At 68.5% G+C, this 14,571-nt stretch carries 11 protein-coding genes and 4 pseudogenes; 7 read left to right on the forward strand and 8 right to left on the reverse strand.

Features of this window, described 5'->3' with window-relative positions; genetic code table 11:
• Positions 1 to 416 precede the first annotated feature (416 nt).
• The 3 genes and pseudogenes from ACZ43N_RS42510 to ACZ43N_RS42520 all read right to left on the reverse strand — a co-directional run bounded on the left by ACZ43N_RS42510 (position 417) and on the right by ACZ43N_RS42520 (position 3,331).
• Positions 417 to 1,547 (reverse strand): aromatic ring-hydroxylating oxygenase subunit alpha, encoded by a 1,131-nt coding sequence (locus ACZ43N_RS42510; RefSeq protein ID WP_468105223.1) that lies wholly within the window; start codon positions 1,545 to 1,547, stop codon positions 417 to 419.
• A gap of 785 nt (positions 1,548 to 2,332) precedes the next feature.
• Complete coding sequence (locus ACZ43N_RS42515; protein WP_468105225.1) at positions 2,333 to 2,695, reverse strand: bifunctional 3-phenylpropionate/cinnamic acid dioxygenase ferredoxin subunit; 363 nt, start codon at positions 2,693 to 2,695, stop codon at positions 2,333 to 2,335.
• 217 nt (positions 2,696 to 2,912) lie between these two features.
• Positions 2,913 to 3,331, reverse strand: a pseudogene (locus ACZ43N_RS42520) (BCCT family transporter).
• Between ACZ43N_RS42520 and ACZ43N_RS42525 the strand changes: the two are divergent.
• Together ACZ43N_RS42525 and ACZ43N_RS42530 are read left to right on the forward strand one after the other, a co-directional pair.
• Positions 3,324 to 3,674 carry a zinc-binding dehydrogenase gene (locus ACZ43N_RS42525; protein ID WP_468105227.1) on the forward strand — a complete coding sequence of 117 codons (351 nt, stop codon included), beginning with the start codon at positions 3,324 to 3,326 and terminating at the stop codon, positions 3,672 to 3,674. The pseudogene ACZ43N_RS42520 and the gene ACZ43N_RS42525 overlap by 8 nt on opposite strands.
• 2 nt (positions 3,675 to 3,676) lie before the next feature.
• Positions 3,677 to 3,931 (forward strand): annotated as a pseudogene (locus tag ACZ43N_RS42530) (IS982 family transposase); the annotation flags it as partial.
• Here the strand turns inward: ACZ43N_RS42530 and ACZ43N_RS42535 are convergent.
• Entirely contained in the window at positions 3,908 to 6,253 is a 2,346-nt protein-coding gene (locus tag ACZ43N_RS42535; RefSeq protein ID WP_468105229.1) for an FdhF/YdeP family oxidoreductase, read from the reverse strand. The pseudogene ACZ43N_RS42530 and the gene ACZ43N_RS42535 overlap by 24 nt on opposite strands.
• Before the next feature lie 314 nt (positions 6,254 to 6,567).
• Here ACZ43N_RS42535 and ACZ43N_RS42540 point away from each other — a divergent pair, with 314 nt between their 5' ends.
• Positions 6,568 to 7,179, forward strand: coding sequence for a TetR/AcrR family transcriptional regulator (locus ACZ43N_RS42540; RefSeq protein WP_468105230.1), 612 nt, complete (start codon positions 6,568 to 6,570; stop codon positions 7,177 to 7,179).
• A 215-nt stretch (positions 7,180 to 7,394) separates the two neighbouring features.
• A complete protein-coding gene (locus ACZ43N_RS42545) occupies positions 7,395 to 7,853 on the forward strand; it encodes a PaaI family thioesterase (RefSeq protein WP_468105232.1) in 459 nt (152 codons plus the stop codon).
• Positions 7,854 to 8,163: 310 nt separating this feature from the next.
• On the opposite strand, the gene ACZ43N_RS42550 is transcribed toward ACZ43N_RS42545, so the two are convergent.
• From ACZ43N_RS42550 to ACZ43N_RS42565, 4 genes are all read right to left on the reverse strand, one after another.
• Complete coding sequence (locus ACZ43N_RS42550; protein ID WP_468105234.1) at positions 8,164 to 9,234, reverse strand: sugar ABC transporter substrate-binding protein; 1,071 nt, start codon at positions 9,232 to 9,234, stop codon at positions 8,164 to 8,166.
• A 567-nt stretch (positions 9,235 to 9,801) separates the two neighbouring features.
• A complete protein-coding gene (locus ACZ43N_RS42555; protein WP_468105236.1) occupies positions 9,802 to 10,167 on the reverse strand; it encodes a hypothetical protein in 366 nt (121 codons plus the stop codon).
• A gap of 264 nt (positions 10,168 to 10,431) precedes the next feature.
• A complete protein-coding gene (locus tag ACZ43N_RS42560) occupies positions 10,432 to 12,156 on the reverse strand; it encodes an acyl-CoA dehydrogenase family protein (RefSeq protein ID WP_468105238.1) in 1,725 nt (574 codons plus the stop codon).
• Positions 12,157 to 12,248: 92 nt separating this feature from the next.
• Entirely contained in the window at positions 12,249 to 12,806 is a 558-nt protein-coding gene (locus tag ACZ43N_RS42565; RefSeq protein WP_468105239.1) for a PadR family transcriptional regulator, read from the reverse strand.
• 251 nt (positions 12,807 to 13,057) lie between these two features.
• Between ACZ43N_RS42565 and ACZ43N_RS42570 the strand changes: the two are divergent.
• The 3 genes and pseudogenes from ACZ43N_RS42570 to ACZ43N_RS42580 form a co-directional block, all read left to right on the forward strand.
• Positions 13,058 to 13,138, forward strand: a pseudogene (locus ACZ43N_RS42570) (MarR family transcriptional regulator); the annotation flags it as partial.
• Positions 13,139 to 13,597: 459 nt separating this feature from the next.
• Positions 13,598 to 13,918 (forward strand): hypothetical protein, encoded by a 321-nt coding sequence (locus ACZ43N_RS42575; protein WP_468105241.1) that lies wholly within the window; start codon positions 13,598 to 13,600, stop codon positions 13,916 to 13,918.
• Positions 13,919 to 14,039: 121 nt separating this feature from the next.
• Positions 14,040 to 14,260: pseudogene (locus tag ACZ43N_RS42580) on the forward strand (MarR family transcriptional regulator); the annotation flags it as partial.
• Between the last annotated feature and the right edge of the window lie 311 nt (positions 14,261 to 14,571).

A 14,571-nucleotide genomic window follows, 5' to 3' on the forward strand; every position in this document is an offset into this window, starting at 1 on the left:
TCCAGCCACGCGCGGAGATCTCGTCCGCGAGAGCCGCTCCCACGACCCCCGCCCCGATGATGACCACTCGGGGTCCCGCCATCGCCGCACCTCCGCCTTGTTGACCAGTCGAGCCAATTGAGTTGCTGCCTGCGCAACGCGATTCAGGTTGCGCAACTCAATGTGCCTTCCGTGCAGGTGGGTGTCAAGGGTCCCGGGACCTCGGAAAAAGGGCCGGAACACCTGCCTCGACATGGGCCTGAGCACGGCGATGCCCGGCGGGCGGCGCACTCCTGTGCACGCCGCCCACCGGGCATGATCCGACCGGCTTCCGCTCCCCCACTCCGGGGCTACGTGATCCCGGCGTCCGCCTCGATGCGGTTGGCCTCCACCCAGTTCTCCGCCGCCGCCTCGGGAGCTCGACCAGCTGCGCCGAGTCAGGCCGGAGAGGCACCCAGCCGTTCGTTGACCCAGTCGTGGAAGGCGCCGATGTGGTGCTCGCTGGGCACCAGCACACCGCCCTTGGCGTACATCCGGGAGCTCATGCCGGGCTGTGTGCGTTCGCAGGCGTCGAAGTCCTGCCGGTTGACCCGGTCGAAGAGTTCCACGGAGCGGCTGACGTCCTTGCCGCTCTCGACGACGTGCGGCAGATACAGCCAGTCGCACTCGACGACCGTGCGGTCGACGGCCACCGGATACATCCGGTGGAAGATGACATGGTCGGGCACCAGGTTGATGAAGACCTGCGGCTTGACCGTGATCGCGTAGTAGCGGCGGTCCTGCTCCTCGGCGACGCCCGGGATGCGGTCCAGCCCCTCGGAGCCGTCCACGGTGAAGCCCTGGATCTCCGCACCGAACTCCGCGCCGTGGCCGACGTAGTACTGGGCCGCGTAACCGTCCGCGAACTCCGGGAGCACTTCGGTGAGTTCGGGATGGATCGTGGCGCAGTGGTAGCACTCCATGAAGTTCTCGATGATCAGCTTCCAGTTGGCCTGCACGTCGTAGACGATCCGTTTGCCGACGGAGAGGTGGTCGATGTCGTAGCGCTCGATGGACTCGACGTCGCCGAGCCGCTCGACGACCGCGCCGATCACGTCCTCCTCGAAGGAGGGCGGATTCTCCGCCAGGCACACCCACACATAGCCGAGCCATTCCCGCACGGCCACGCCCGCCAGGCCGTACTCGGTGCGGCCGACGTCGGGCATCTTGGTGAGGTTGGGTGCCGCGACGAGCTTGCCGTTCAGATCGTAGGTCCAGGCGTGGTAGGGGCACTGGAAGGCCCGCTTGACCTCGCCGGCCTCCTCGGTGCAGAGCTTGGCGCCGCGGTGGCGGCAGACGTTGAAGTAGGCGCGGACGGAGTTGTCCCGGGCGCGGGTGACGAGGATGCTCTCGCGGCCCACGTCGACGGTGCGGAACGCGCCGGGCTTCGCCAGCTCGGAGGCGCGCGCGACGCAGAACCACATGGTCTCGAATATGTGCTCCTGCTCCTGGGCGAAGACCGCCGGGTCCGTGTAGGAGGAGCCGGGAAGGGTGGCGATCAGGCTGTCCGGCAGGCTGGTCGAGGTCACGGTGCACTCCTCGGGAACGTCGTGGATCGGACTGTCACGCGCCGGGAAGAGCAACTCCGGACGGCGTTGCACATGAAACAACTCTGCGCGCTATATGCAACGCAGCATGCGATGCCGCCGGGGTGGTGTCAAGATGCCGGTGACGCCAGGGCGCAGCGGCGTTCTCGCCTGCGCCAGCGCAATGAACCGGTGGAGCTGGGGTCTGCCGTTTGGATCATGCCGACTTCGGGTTGCGGCACCTTGATGACTGCCGGTGAGCGGGGCTTGGTGCGTGCAACTGCACGGCGGAGGAGGGAGTCAACGCGATGGGGACCGAGCAGGCGACGGGGTGCCTGGCGCGCCGGTCCACTGCCCGCCCGGCGATGCAGGCCCGGTCGTGGCACGGTGCGGTCGCCGACCGCGACCGCACCGTGCCACCGGTAGGGCTGTCGGCTCCGCGCTGGACGCCGTGTCGAGCAGAACGCCGTCGGAATGTGTCAGCCACGCGACGCACGGGGGTGGCGAAGCAGACGACGCCCGCCCCATACCAAGCCGCACCGGGAGGCCTGCGTCCGGCGGCGCTTTCGTGAAAGGCGGGGATGATGACGCCCACGGCCTCTCCCAGCGGGCCGGTGAGCAGCACCGGGGCCACTTCCACGGCAGGCGCGTCGAGTACGAGGGCCTACGCGGTCGAGGTGACTCCTCGATGGCATCGATGCGGCCGCCGGAGCCGCGCCAGCACAGCCGGGCACGCCGCCTCGCCGCGGACGGGCCGGCCGCCGAGGCGGCGACCACGGCGGCCGTTCTCACACGGGACCACCGGCGAGCCGGGCCGAGATGCAGGGCGGCAGGTTGGGGGCGTCCGTGGAGACCTTCACGTGGATCATGCCGTCCTCGACGACGACCTCGTGCGTCCGCACCGGCAGCTTGGCCGGCGGAGCGTCGACCGCTCCGGTGCGCAGGTCGAACTTCGAGGCGTGCAGCGGGCATTCCACCTCGCAGCCCTCCAGCCAGCCGTCGGCGAGCGAAGCGTCCTGGTGGGTGCAGGTGTCGTCGATGGCGAAGACCTCGCCGTCGTCGGTGTGGAACACCGAGACCGGCGGGTCGATGTCGAGCCGGATGGCCTCGCCTCGCGGAAGGTCCTCGAGACGGCACGCGGGAATCATCATGACACCTCGGTGCGTATAGCGAAACGGATTGCGGTAAGCGCAACATCAGTCTGAGGTCGCCCTGAACCCTTGTCAAGGCGTCGACTGGTCCCCGTGGGGCCGCTCATGGTGTTGCGTGCCAGAGAGCGCAACACGCACAGAACAAACAGAAGCCCGCCCCCGGCTCGCGCGGGTCGCGAGCCAGGGGGCGGGCACCGGAGAGGTCGGTCGGCGGGCGTCAGAAGCCGCGGCCGGTGAGGGCGTCACCCTTGCCTCCGCCGATGAGCAGCATGATCGCGGCGACCGCTCCGGTCAGCACACCCCAGAAGACGACGACACCCCGGGTCGACTCCAGGGATCCGCGCTGCGAGAGCGTGCCCATGACGATCGAGGCGGCGTCGGCACCTGAGACGAAGAAGATCCCGACGAGGATCATCACCACCACGCTGGTGATCGTGGCGACGGGGTACTGCTGGAGCCCGTCGAAGAGCTGCCCCTGGGCGGTCGAGGCGTCGCTGAGACGCTTCTCGTCCTGGAGGTGCATCCCGAGCCGCCGAAGATGGCGAACCACAGCAGGCTGACGGTGCTGGGCACCAGAATGCCCCCGCCCACGAACTGCCGGACGGTCCGACCACGGCTGATGCGCGCGATGAACATTCCGACGAAGGGCGTCCAGGAGATCCACCAGGCCCAGCAGAAGACTGTCCGGCCAGCCGGCCGGACGGCGACTCCCTTACCGCTCGACGCCTCGCCTTCGTGGGGTCCGTCTCCGGCAACTGGCCACCGGTTCGACCCTCGTCTGCTGTTCGGCGTCGCCGCTACGGTCCGGGCGTTGGCCGTCGGCAGTCGCGCTCGTTTCACCTCAATGAACAACTTCATTACCGCGCATCGGCTCCGACCAGTCCTCGACCAGGCGTTCCCGTTCGAAGAAGCCGTGGCAGCGTACCGGTACTACGAATCGGCCGGCCCGTTCGGAAGGGTAATCATCAAGATCAGATAGCCGAGTTGCTCAGGCCAGCCCGCACAGGCGAACGCGAGCGGCCAGGAGCCCACTTGTTCAAACCCCTGCGACAGGTCATCGAGTCGATCAACGAAACGTTCAAGGGACAGCTCGACTTCGAACTGCACCGCGGACGCACACCCGGGGGCGTCATCGCACGCGTCGTGCAACGCATACTCGCGCTGACCGCCGCAGTCTGGCACAACGACGCCACCGGACAAACCGCCCTACGCTCACTGATCGCCTACGATCACTGACCCCTTGGAATCGATCATCCAGGCACCGGCGGACAGCGGCTCCAGTCGGACGACGATGGATTTCGAGGTGGGGGTGTTGCTGATGGCCGCCGTGGAGTCGAGGGGTACGAGGACGTTGGTCTCGGGGAAGTAGGCGGCGCAGCAGCCGCGGGGCGTCGAGTACGACACGGTTCGGAAGGCGGATGCCCTGCGCTCCACGCCGTCGCCGTACTCACTGACGATGTCGACCATGTCTCCGTCGGCCAGTCCCCGCTCGGTGAGGTCGTCGGGGTGCACGAAGAGGACCCGGCGGCCCTGGTGGATGCCCCGGTAGCGGTCGTCGAGGCCGTAGATGGTGGTGTTGTACTGGTCGTGGGAGCGCAGCGTCTGGAGCAGCAGCCGGCCCGGCGGGACCTTGGGGCTCTCCAGCAGGTTGACGGTGAAATTGGCCAGACCCGTGGCGGTCGTGAACCGGCGCTCGTCGCGGGGCGGGTGGGGAAGCGTGAAGCCGCCCGGCCGTCGTACCCGGGCGTTGAAGTCCTCGAAGCCGGGGATCACGCGTTCGATGCGGTCACGGATGCGGTCATAGTCCGCGGCGAACTCCTCCCAGGGCACCTGCGGGTCCGCTGCCCCCAGGGTGGCCCGCGCCATCCGGCAGATGATCGCTACCTCGCTCAGCAGGTGCTCGGACGCGGGCGCGAGCCGCCCCCGCGACAGATGCACCATGCCCATGGAGTCCTCCACCGTGACCTGCTGGGGCCCGCCCGGACGCAGGTCGGCCTCGGTCCGGCCGAGGCACGGGAGGATCAGCGCCTGCTCCCCGGCGATGACATGCGAGCGATTGAGCTTGGTCGATATCTGCACGGTGAGGCGGCACCTGCGCAGCGCCTGCTCGGTCAGGTCGGTGTCGGGGGCCGCGGCGACGAAGTTGCCGCCCAGAGCGACGAAGACCCGTATGTCACCGTCGCGCATGGCGCGGATGCTGTCGACCGCGTCGCGGCCGTGGCGTCGCGGGGGTGTGAAGGCGAACTCGGCGCCGAGCCTGTCCAGGAACGCGTCGTCCGGCTTCTCGTAGATGCCCATGGTGCGGTCGCCCTGCACGTTGGAGTGGCCGCGCACCGGGCAGAGGCCGGCGCCCGGACGGCCGATGTTGCCGCGCAGCAGAAGGAAGTTGACGACGTCCCGGATGGTGGGTACGGAGTGCTTGTGCTGGGTGAGGCCCATCGCCCAACAGACGATGATCTTCTCGGCGGCCAGCACCTGGCGGAAGGCTGCGCGGATCTCCTCCTCCGGCAGACCGGTGGCAGCCAGGATCTCGTCCCACGACGCCTTGCGGGCGTGCTCGGCGAACTCCTCGAAGCCATGCGTGTACCGCTGGATGAAGGAGGTGTCCAGGCTGCTGCCGGGTGCTTCGTCCTCCGCCTCCAGCAGCATGCGGTTGAAGGCCTGGAAGAGCGCCTGGTCCCCGCCCAGCCTGATCTGGAGGAACTGGTCAGCCAACCGCGTGCCGCCGCCGATGACGCCGGAGGGCTTCTGGGGGTTCTTGAACCGGAGCAGCCCCGCCTCGGGCAGCGGGTTGACCGCGATCACCCGGGCACCGTGCTCCTTGGCCTGCTCCAGCGCCGACAGCATCCGGGGGTGGTTGGTGCCGGGGTTCTGCCCGACCACGAGGACGAGGTCGGCCTCATGGAAGTCGTCCAGGCTGACGCTGCCCTTGCCGATGCCGATGGTCTCCACCAGGGCAGAGCCGCTGGACTCGTGGCACATGTTGGAGCAGTCCGGCAGGTTGTTGGTGCCGAACCCGCGGACGAAGAGCTGGTAGAGGAACGCAGCCTCGTTACTGGCCCGCCCTGAGGTGTAGAAGGCGGCCTGGTCCGGGTGGTCGAGCGCGGTCAGTTCGCGGGCGATCACGGCGAACGCTTCGTCCCAGGAGATCGGCCGGTAGTGGTCCGCGCCGGCCGGGCGGTACATGGGGTGGGTGAGGCGCCCCTGCTGCCCGAGCCAGTAGTCGCTGCGGGGAAGCAGATCCTCCAGGGTGTGCTCGGCGAAGAAGTCCGGGGTGACCCGGCGGGCCGTGGCCTCCTCGGCCACCGCCTTGGCGCCGTTCTCACAGAACTCCGCCTTGTGCCGGTGATCGGGCTCGGGCCAGGCGCAGCCCGGACAGTCGAAGCCCTCCTTCTGGTTGACGCGGAGCAGGGTGAGCAGGCTGCGGCGGGCCCCCATCTGCGCGCTTGCGTGCCGCAGCGAGGAGGAGACCGCGGGGAGGCCTGCGGCGTACTCCTTCGGGGGGCCGACCCGCAGACGGGTGTCGCCGGGGTCCTCACCAGGTGCCTTGCGAGTCATCTGAAGCGCTACTCCGCGGTGTAGGGGAATCAGAGCCATTCCAACGCCGGGCGTCACGGCTCCGTGTCGAGGGAGCCGCCAGAGAAACCGATGAGTTGCAGATGGAGCAACAGTATCGCGATACGCAACGCTTTAAGGAAAGCCCGAGCGCCGCCCTCCTGTCAAGGCCGCTGCGCCGCCGGCACCGCTCCCTTCGCCGCCCCAAGCCCAGACAGCGACGCGACAGGCCCTCTTGCATGTTCTATGGCATACCCCATAACTTACCGACAGGTAGACCCTCAGGGGCCACCTCGTCGTCGGAAGGTGGTGGGCGAGTGAGCCCGCGCAGGAGTGACAGCCGGGACCGGATGATCCTCAGCGCCGCTGATCTGCTGCGCGAGTACGGGGCGAGCGCAACCAGCATCGACCGGGTCCTCGCCCACAGCGGGGCTCCGCGAGGCTCGGTGTATCACCACTTCCCCGGCGGTCGAACGCAGCTCATCGACGAGGCAGTGGCACTGGCGGGGGACTTCATCGCGGGCTTGATCGACGCCGCCACGCAGGCGGACGACCCGGTGCGGGCCGTCGACACGTTCTTCGCCTTCTGGCGCGACCGGCTTGTGGAGAGCGGCTTCCGGGCCGGCTGCCCGATCGTGGCGGTAGCCGTCGAGACCAACGACGACGCACCCCAGCTCGCTCGCTCCGCCGCCGCCGTCTTCGCCCGCTGGCAGAAGGCCCTCGCGGTCCTCTTCCTGCGCCACGGCCTGACCGAAGAACGCAGCCGCAGAATCGCTGCCTTCATCATCTCCGCGGCCGAAGGCGCAGTGATCATGTGCCGTGCCGAGCAGAGCACCGCCCCGATCGAGGCCGCCGCCGCCGAGATCCACGACCTGCTCCTCCACACCCTGCGCGACCGTCCCGGAGCCGGATCCGGGCCCCTGCCCTAGATGTCGCGAATCCCCACGTCACGAGGCACCGCTCACGCGGTCGTCTCGATCGACGACCGGCTGCAACCGGGGCACCCGGCCCTGCCCCACGGCTTCGGCCTTGACCTGCCCGTCGAGGACGGCGTCCCTCGTATCGAGCCGCCTCCCACCCGACAACCACCACGCCTCTCGCTGCAGCGGCAGCCCCACCACCAGACCATGCAAGGAGAACGACCATGACCACCACCGACTTCACCGCCATGACCGGCCTGGAGCTGATGCGCTGGGTGCAGACCGAACGCCCCACCGACATCCCCTCCATCGGCCGTCTGCTCGGTATGCGCTTCGACGAAGTCGAACACGGCCGCGTCGTCATCTCCCTCGACACCCGACCCGACTTCGCCAATCCCCTCGGCACCGTCCACGGCGGCATCGCCGCCACCCTCCTCGACTCCGCCATGGCCTGCGCGGTCCACACCACGCTGCCCGCCGGCACCGGCTACACCACCCTGGAACTCAAGGTCAACTACATCCGCGCCGCCCGCACCGACGGCCAGACCCTGACTGCCGAGGGCACCGTCATCCACACCGGCCGCCGGACCGCCACCGCCGAAGGCAAGGTGCTGGACGACCAGGGCAATCTGATCGCTCACGCCACCACTACCTGCATGATCCTTCAGGCCCGCTCGTCCTGAGCCGGCTGCAGTCGATGCGGTCGGCGATCAGATGAGCACTGCCCGGCGCTCTCTCGATGTCCTGCGCAGGGGCAGTTCAGGTTCAAGGCCCGGATGGGCATGGACGATGAGCATGGACGTATCTCCAAGGCATGCCGGACGGGGCCACTGAAACAAGCAGTCGCCGAGTCACCGCCATCACTCGACCTCTCAATCCTGTCCAGGGGGGTGCGGCGGAGAGCAAGGCGTGGGGCGCGGCGCAAGCGGCAGCGTGGGGTGGTTGTCGGTCGGTCGCCGCGCGGAGGCATTCGGCGACCGCACGCGTGTGAGGTCAGCCGAGGTTGTTGCCCCAGAGGGAGTTGTCGTCGCTCCTGAGGCTGGGAACTCCGCCGTAGGTTCCGCCGTCCGCGGTCACCAGCGGTGCGGACAACTGGTCCTCCAGGACACCGTGGCGGGCTTCGACGATCGTGCTGTCGTGGTCTGTCCTGCCGGGTTTGAAGGTCTTGCCGTCGATCGCCGCCTGCAGGTAGTAGAGGGCGTACTTGGCGTAGAGGTCGGCGGGTTGGGAGACGGTGGCGTCGATCTTGCCTTCGGCGATGCTTCTGAGCTCCCTGGGCGTACCGTCGTTGGAGACCACGAACACGTGTCTGCTGTCCTCGGGTCCGACCAGCAGGCCCTGCTGCTTGAGCACCTGCAGGGTGCCGGAGAGCACTGAACTGGCCTGCATGTAGACGCCCTTGATGTCAGGGTGGGTGGTGAGAGCCGTCTGCAGCTTCTCCGCCGCGACTGCGCCGTCCCAGTTCGTCGCCTCTTCGAGTACTTTGATCTTGGGATAGTTCTTGTTCATGCAGGTGTTGAACCCCTCGGTGCGGTCGCGGCCATTGATCGAGGCAAGGTCTCCCTGGAGCATGACGACCTTTCCCTCACCGCCGAGCTTGGTGCCGAGGAACCGGCAGGCCTTCTCTCCGAACGCGCGGTTGTCGGCGCGCACCACCATGTAGACGTCGCCGGCGTCGGGACGGGTGTCCAGGGTGACCACGGGGATCTTCTGCGCGGCCATCTGCTGCAGGATGGGCTTGAGCACCGCGGTGTTCTGCGGGGCCAGCGCGACGCCCTTCACCCCGTGGATGATGAAACTCTGGACGTTGGTGGCGAGCTTGGCGACATCGTTGCGCGAGTTGGCGGTCTTCAACTCCAGACCGAGCTCCTTGGCGAACCCTGGGGTGTACTGGATGAACGCGTTCCAGAAGTCGGTGTCGGAGCGGGGGTAGTCGACGCCCACCACCGGGGTGCTGTCCGCGTCGACCCCCGTGCCGGCACCGGACCCGCAGGCGCTGAGCACGGTGACGGTGAGAGCGCTGAGCGCGCCGAGGCCGACATGTCGGAGGCATCGGGTCTTCACGGCTGGTTCTCCTTGCGGCCGGGTCGTGCGGGAGATCAGGCGTGCGGCCGAATCCGCAGAGCGTGCACGGACAAGTCGACCCATCGACTGATGGGGGAGGCTGGGGCACAGGGCTTGCTGATCGCCGCGCTTCGGGGAGCGGCGCGGACGCGGCACGGCGGCCCGGGGCATGTGCCTCGCCGGCGACGTCGGCCTCGAAGGACCGGCGCCGTTCGGCCGCTCGGACAGCCACGTCGCCCGGAATGCCGGCTGTCGACGCCGGCACGTCGTCGAGCGTGCGGTCGCGGCAGGCGACACCGGCCCCGCAGGCGGCGAGCAGCCGCGCTGTGGCCGGTCCGTTCTCTGATACGGCACCGCTCTCCGCGGCCGTCAGCCAGGAAAATTCCGACGCATCCATACCATAGCCTCCACTGCCCAATCTAGTACTCCAGCACATTCCGCTCTCTGACCTGCGGGTTTCGCTGGGCGGCTGGTTTGCCGCGGGCCGTGGAGCACGGCCGGGACGACGGCCGAGGTCTCCCGGCAACTATGCTGCGCGACACAGTGCGAGCAGGACAGCACCTTCCGTTACCGGTAGTCATCAGGCAAAGCGTGGCGGGTGCATGTTGGCTCACTGTGTAGCTGTGCGTGCACGTCGGCCTCGCCGAGGAGATGCATGCCGCACCTGAGGAACACCTCCCCGTCGCGGAGGGCCGGCACCACCCACGCCTGGTCGGGGACGCACGCCGGCTCGTACGCGCCCTCGGCGGCAGCCGCCCGCTCCGCGATGGCCGGCCACCGCTCGCGACCGCCGGTCACACCGCTGGATTCGTTCTTCACCGCGGTGGCGCCGTTGGCCCGCAGGGCGGCGGTGACGGCCAGGGCCCGCCGGGACATGTCCAGCGCATTGGACTGGGAGACCGGGGGTGACAGGACGTAGGGCAACCGAGTCATGCGCGTCCACCGCGGCCCAGTAGTGATCGCTGAATCCGGCGCGGGCACCACGAAGCGGGAATCACGGTTGGTCACCGTCGGCGTCAGCCCGCGCTTGAGGACGGCGAACCGGCAAGGTTCCTCGCCGTGGGGACTCAGGTCGCTGAGCCGTCCCGCACCTGTCGTGCTTCGGCCAACCGGCCTCCGCACACACCGGCGCGCGCCGCGGAGTACGGGGGAGCGGCCACCGTACTCCGCGGGCGTGTGCGCCAAGGCTTCAGGACGTCAGGGCGTCATCTCGTACGCCGCCGACAGAGCCTCCACACGCTGCCAGACCCGCTCCGAACGCGGCCCGTCGACGACCGGCCGGCGGACCGCGCCGAGCGCCCAGAGCTGCTGCTCCTCGGTCGCGGAGTCCTTGCCGTGCAGTTCGACGGCGTGGGCGGAGAAGTCCCGCACGAGGACGGCGAACAGCTCGTCGAGCACGTCCTCGTCGAGGTTCGACAGGGCCGCCTGTTCCAGGACCAGCTGCCCGTGGACGACGAGCGCGAAGAGCTGCCCTACGGCGAGGAGCAGGTCGAGATCCCGGCTCTGCTTCTCGTCGGGTGCTGCCGTGAGTACGAACTCGCAGAGTGCGTCGGCCTGTTCGCGGAACCGGGCGACGTTGGGCAGGTGGGTGTACGCGTCGAAGGCCGGCCGCCAGTCGTGGAAGCGCACCGAGCCGAGGCCGCGGGCCGGCCCCTGCCGGAAGAGGAAGACGTCGTCGGCCGCGTCTAGGCGGGTCGGGACAGGCTCGTACGCGGCGGGGTCGAGGAGGTGGTTGCGCATGAACTTGAGGATCAGCGCCAGGTTGACGTGGACGGTGCCCTCCAGCTTCGGCAGGCCGCGGATCTCGACGGCGGCCTGGGCGAAGTAGTTGTCCTTCTCGAAGCCCTTGGCGGCGATGACGTCCCACATCAGGTCGATGACCTTCTCGCCCTCGGTGGTCACCTTCATCTTCGTCATCGGGTTGAAGAGGAGGTAGCGGCGGTCGTGGGGGCCCGCGGTACGGAAGTAGTCGACGGCGCGGTCGCTGAACAGCTTCATTCCGACGAGCCGGACGTACGCGTCGGTCAACTCCCGCCGTACGTGCGGGAAGGCGGTGACGGGGCGGCCGTACAGGATGCGGTTCTGCGCGTGGGTGACGGCCTCGTACATCGCGTGCTCGCAGATGCCGATCGAGGCGGTACAGAGGTTGAACTTGCCCACGTTGACGGTGTTGAGGGCGGCGTCGAAGGCGGCGCGGCCGGTGTGCAGGATGTCGTCCGGGGCTACGGGGTAGTCCTCCAGGCGGAACTCGCTGACGAACTTCGACGAGTCGACGACGTTCTTGACCAGGTGGTACGCGGGGTGGCGGCTGTCGGCGGCGAAGAAGACGTAGCCGTCGGGGCCCTCGATGTCGGTGCGGCGGCCGAAGACCGAGACGAGCCCGGCGGCGTTGCCGTTGCCGATGTAGTACTTGGAGCCGGTGGCCCGGAAACCGCCCGTGCCGTCGGGCTCCAGGAGCATGTCGGTGGAGTAGATGTCGGCGCCGTGCGCCTTCTCGGACAGACCGAAGGCGAACACCTCGCCCTGGGAGAGCAGTTCGGCGGCGCGGGCACGGGCGGCGGGGTTGTCGCTCTGCCAGACCGGGCCGAGTCCGAGGATGGTGACCTGCCAGGCGTACCAGTAGTCGAGACCGTAGAAGCCGAGTATCTCGTTGAGGGCGGCGATGCGGGCGGTGTCCCAGCGCTTGTCGCCCTCGCCCTCCAAAGCGGCGGAGGAAGGCGTGAGGAACGTCGCGAAGAGCCCTTCCTTGGCGGCGAAGGCGAGGAAGTCGCCGAGCCAGGCACGGGTCCGGTAGTCCTCGATCAGTCGGCGCTTGCCCCGTTCCTCGAACCAGTCGACGGTGGCGCGCAGCAGCCTGCGGGTCTCCGGGTCGAAGTGCGCGGGGTCGTAGGTCCGCGGGTTGAAGAGCAGCGCGTCGGCCATGAGTGCCGCCTTTCGGCTGGGAGGTGAGGGTGGGTGCGGACACATGTCCCGGGTCATGTCCTGGGTTGCGTCCTAAGGGCCGGCTCGGCCGGTCAGTGACCGGGGGCGAAACCGGCGAGCGTGGCGAGGACGTCGTCGAGCCAGGCGATCATCATGCGCTCGTACGCGATGCCGCCGCGCAGCACGACGTGCTGGAGTTCCCGTTCGGCGTCCGGCGGACCGTCCGTCAGGGGTTCCCCGAAGTCGCGGGCCGCGCCCGCGAGGTAGTGGCCCAGGCGGTCCGTGTGCGCCTGCCGATGCCGCTCGACCTCCCTGATCAGGGCGGCCGGGTCGTCGAAGGCGGCGCCGCGGATCTTCACCGCGAGGTCGTGCCGGACGCTGTCGGGCTCGGTCGGTTCGTGGAGCCACACGGAGAGCGCGTCCCGTCCGGGCCTTGCGACGGAGTACTCCTTCTTGTCCGGACGCCCGTACTGCGGGACCTCCCGGACATCGACCCAGCCGTCGCTCTCCATCCGCTTGAGTACGCGGTAGATCTGCTGGTGGGTGGCGGTCCAGAAGTACCCGATGGACCGCTCGAACCGCCGGGCCAGCTCATAGCCGGAGCCCGGCTTCTCCAGCAGGGAGACGAGAATCGCGTGCTCGAGCGCCATGTGCCCGATCCTGCTATGCACCTCGTTGCATAGCAACGTCGTGGCGGTGAGACACCGCTCACCCGCTGTGTGTCACGTGGATCCTCGCCTCAGGACGGCGTCCGTGACGTCATGCGTTCGACTCAAGCGCAACTTGAGGCCCCACGGTTTCGCTGTGCCCGCACGACTGACATGCACGGCGTCGCTGTGCCCGCACGACTGACATGCACGGCATGCAGGCCCCGACCCGGAAGCAGCAGAGGGGACGCCCCATGACAACCGAGCAGTTGTCCGACGCCGAACTCGCCGCCCAGCCCGCCGCCCACTGGACCGGTGTGGCCTACGAGGCGCTCAAGAGTTCTCTCGGGTAGATGCTGTGGCACGAGGCAGATCTAGTGGGATTGCTACAGCTCAGCGCCAGGTCCTCTGACGCCAGCAGCCGCAACAGGCGTTGCACGATCGCTGTTTCGAGTGATGCACCAACACGGGATGTGACCGAGATACGCGTCAAAGGGGCAACGTGATGATCTTGAAGCCCTGAGGGCTCGGCCCGTCACCCGTTCAGCTCAGTGTCGTTGGTGGTGATGTTGAGCGTCAGCTGGGCCTGGGGTGGGTTGTGACTTTGATCGAGCGGACCGCGTATCCGCGGTTCAAGCGGCTGATCACCGCGCAGGAGCTGCTGAGCTTGTTCCGCTTTGACGGACACCATCGGTGTGGTGGTCAGGCCGTGAGGGTGGCCTCGTAGTCGGCGGGTGTGCGGTAGCCGAGACTGCTGTGCAGCCTGGATACAGGAAGTTGCCGAGGTCGGGCGTATGCCGGAGGTGCTCTTCCGGCCCTGGCTGGCCAACCTCGTCGGCAAGGACCACGTCGATGCCGCCATCGCCGCCTACCGCCACAACCGCCCCAAGCTGACCGAGGCTCAGGTGGGCATGGCCCTTGCCGGCGACGTCGCCTTCCGCGCCCCCTCCATCCGCACCGCCGAAGTCCTGGCCCACCGTGGGGTGCCGGTGTGGATGGGCCTGTTCACCACCCCCTCACCCAAGGACGGCGGCACATACGGCGCACCCCACGCCATCGACCTGGGCTTCGTCTTCGGCAAATCCGGCTCTTGTCGAAGGGCAGCAGGCGGGTGACCGCCTGCCCGTTCTCCTCCACGGTCGTGGGGACCAGGAAGTCGGGCAGTGAGTCGACCCAGGTGCGGTGGCCTTCGCCGATCGAGTGGATCGCCTGGGTGCCTTGCGGGTTGGCGCGCACGATCTGGCGGCGGAGGCCGAGGTGCTCGTGGAGTGCGGCTGGCTGACCCGGGACGTGGATTCCCGACTGTGGCTCACCGAGGCGGGGGAACGAGCCCGCGTCGAACTCGCACGCAACGCCCCCGCGATCCGCGCCGCCCTTCACGAGGGCATCGACGACGCGGAGTACGTCATCACGGTGAAGGTGCTCCGGCAGCTGACCGCAACACGGGCGGAACGGCTGTCCGACCCGACCGGCGGCCCCGGGCACACCGGGGCCGCCGGTCCACAACGGGAAGCGGATCCGCGCGGCCCTGGGCCGGTTCCACCGGACCGGGATGAGTACGGGGCGCTGCAGCACCGGGCCCTTGATGAGCTTGCACGGCCACTTCCGGCAAACGCCTCGGCGGACGCGGGGCGTCCTGGCCCTGCGATGTGGCACGATCGGCTCACATGTCGCCCTTAGAACTCCTATCGCAATGACTTCAGGCGTCTCCAGCAGATGAGTGCGCATCCGAGGGTGAGGAAGGCTTCGTGGATGTCGTCGCGTATCT

The organism is Streptomyces sp. NPDC030814, assembly GCF_055572155.1.

Coding starts and splice junctions, on each gene's coding strand:
- ACZ43N_RS42565 (WP_468105239.1), bottom strand. CDS start 12,806: ATGGCGCTCGAGCACGCGATTCTCGTCTCCCTGCTGGAGAAGCCGGGC.
- ACZ43N_RS42515 (WP_468105225.1), bottom strand. CDS start 2,695: ATGATGATTCCCGCGTGCCGTCTCGAGGACCTTCCGCGAGGCGAGGCC.
- ACZ43N_RS42575 (WP_468105241.1), top strand. CDS start 13,598: ATGCCGGAGGTGCTCTTCCGGCCCTGGCTGGCCAACCTCGTCGGCAAG.
- ACZ43N_RS42545 (WP_468105232.1), top strand. CDS start 7,395: ATGACCACCACCGACTTCACCGCCATGACCGGCCTGGAGCTGATGCGC.
- ACZ43N_RS42535 (WP_468105229.1), bottom strand. CDS start 6,253: ATGACTCGCAAGGCACCTGGTGAGGACCCCGGCGACACCCGTCTGCGG.
- ACZ43N_RS42560 (WP_468105238.1), bottom strand. CDS start 12,156: ATGGCCGACGCGCTGCTCTTCAACCCGCGGACCTACGACCCCGCGCAC.
- ACZ43N_RS42555 (WP_468105236.1), bottom strand. CDS start 10,167: ATGACTCGGTTGCCCTACGTCCTGTCACCCCCGGTCTCCCAGTCCAAT.
- ACZ43N_RS42525 (WP_468105227.1), top strand. CDS start 3,324: ATGAACATTCCGACGAAGGGCGTCCAGGAGATCCACCAGGCCCAGCAG.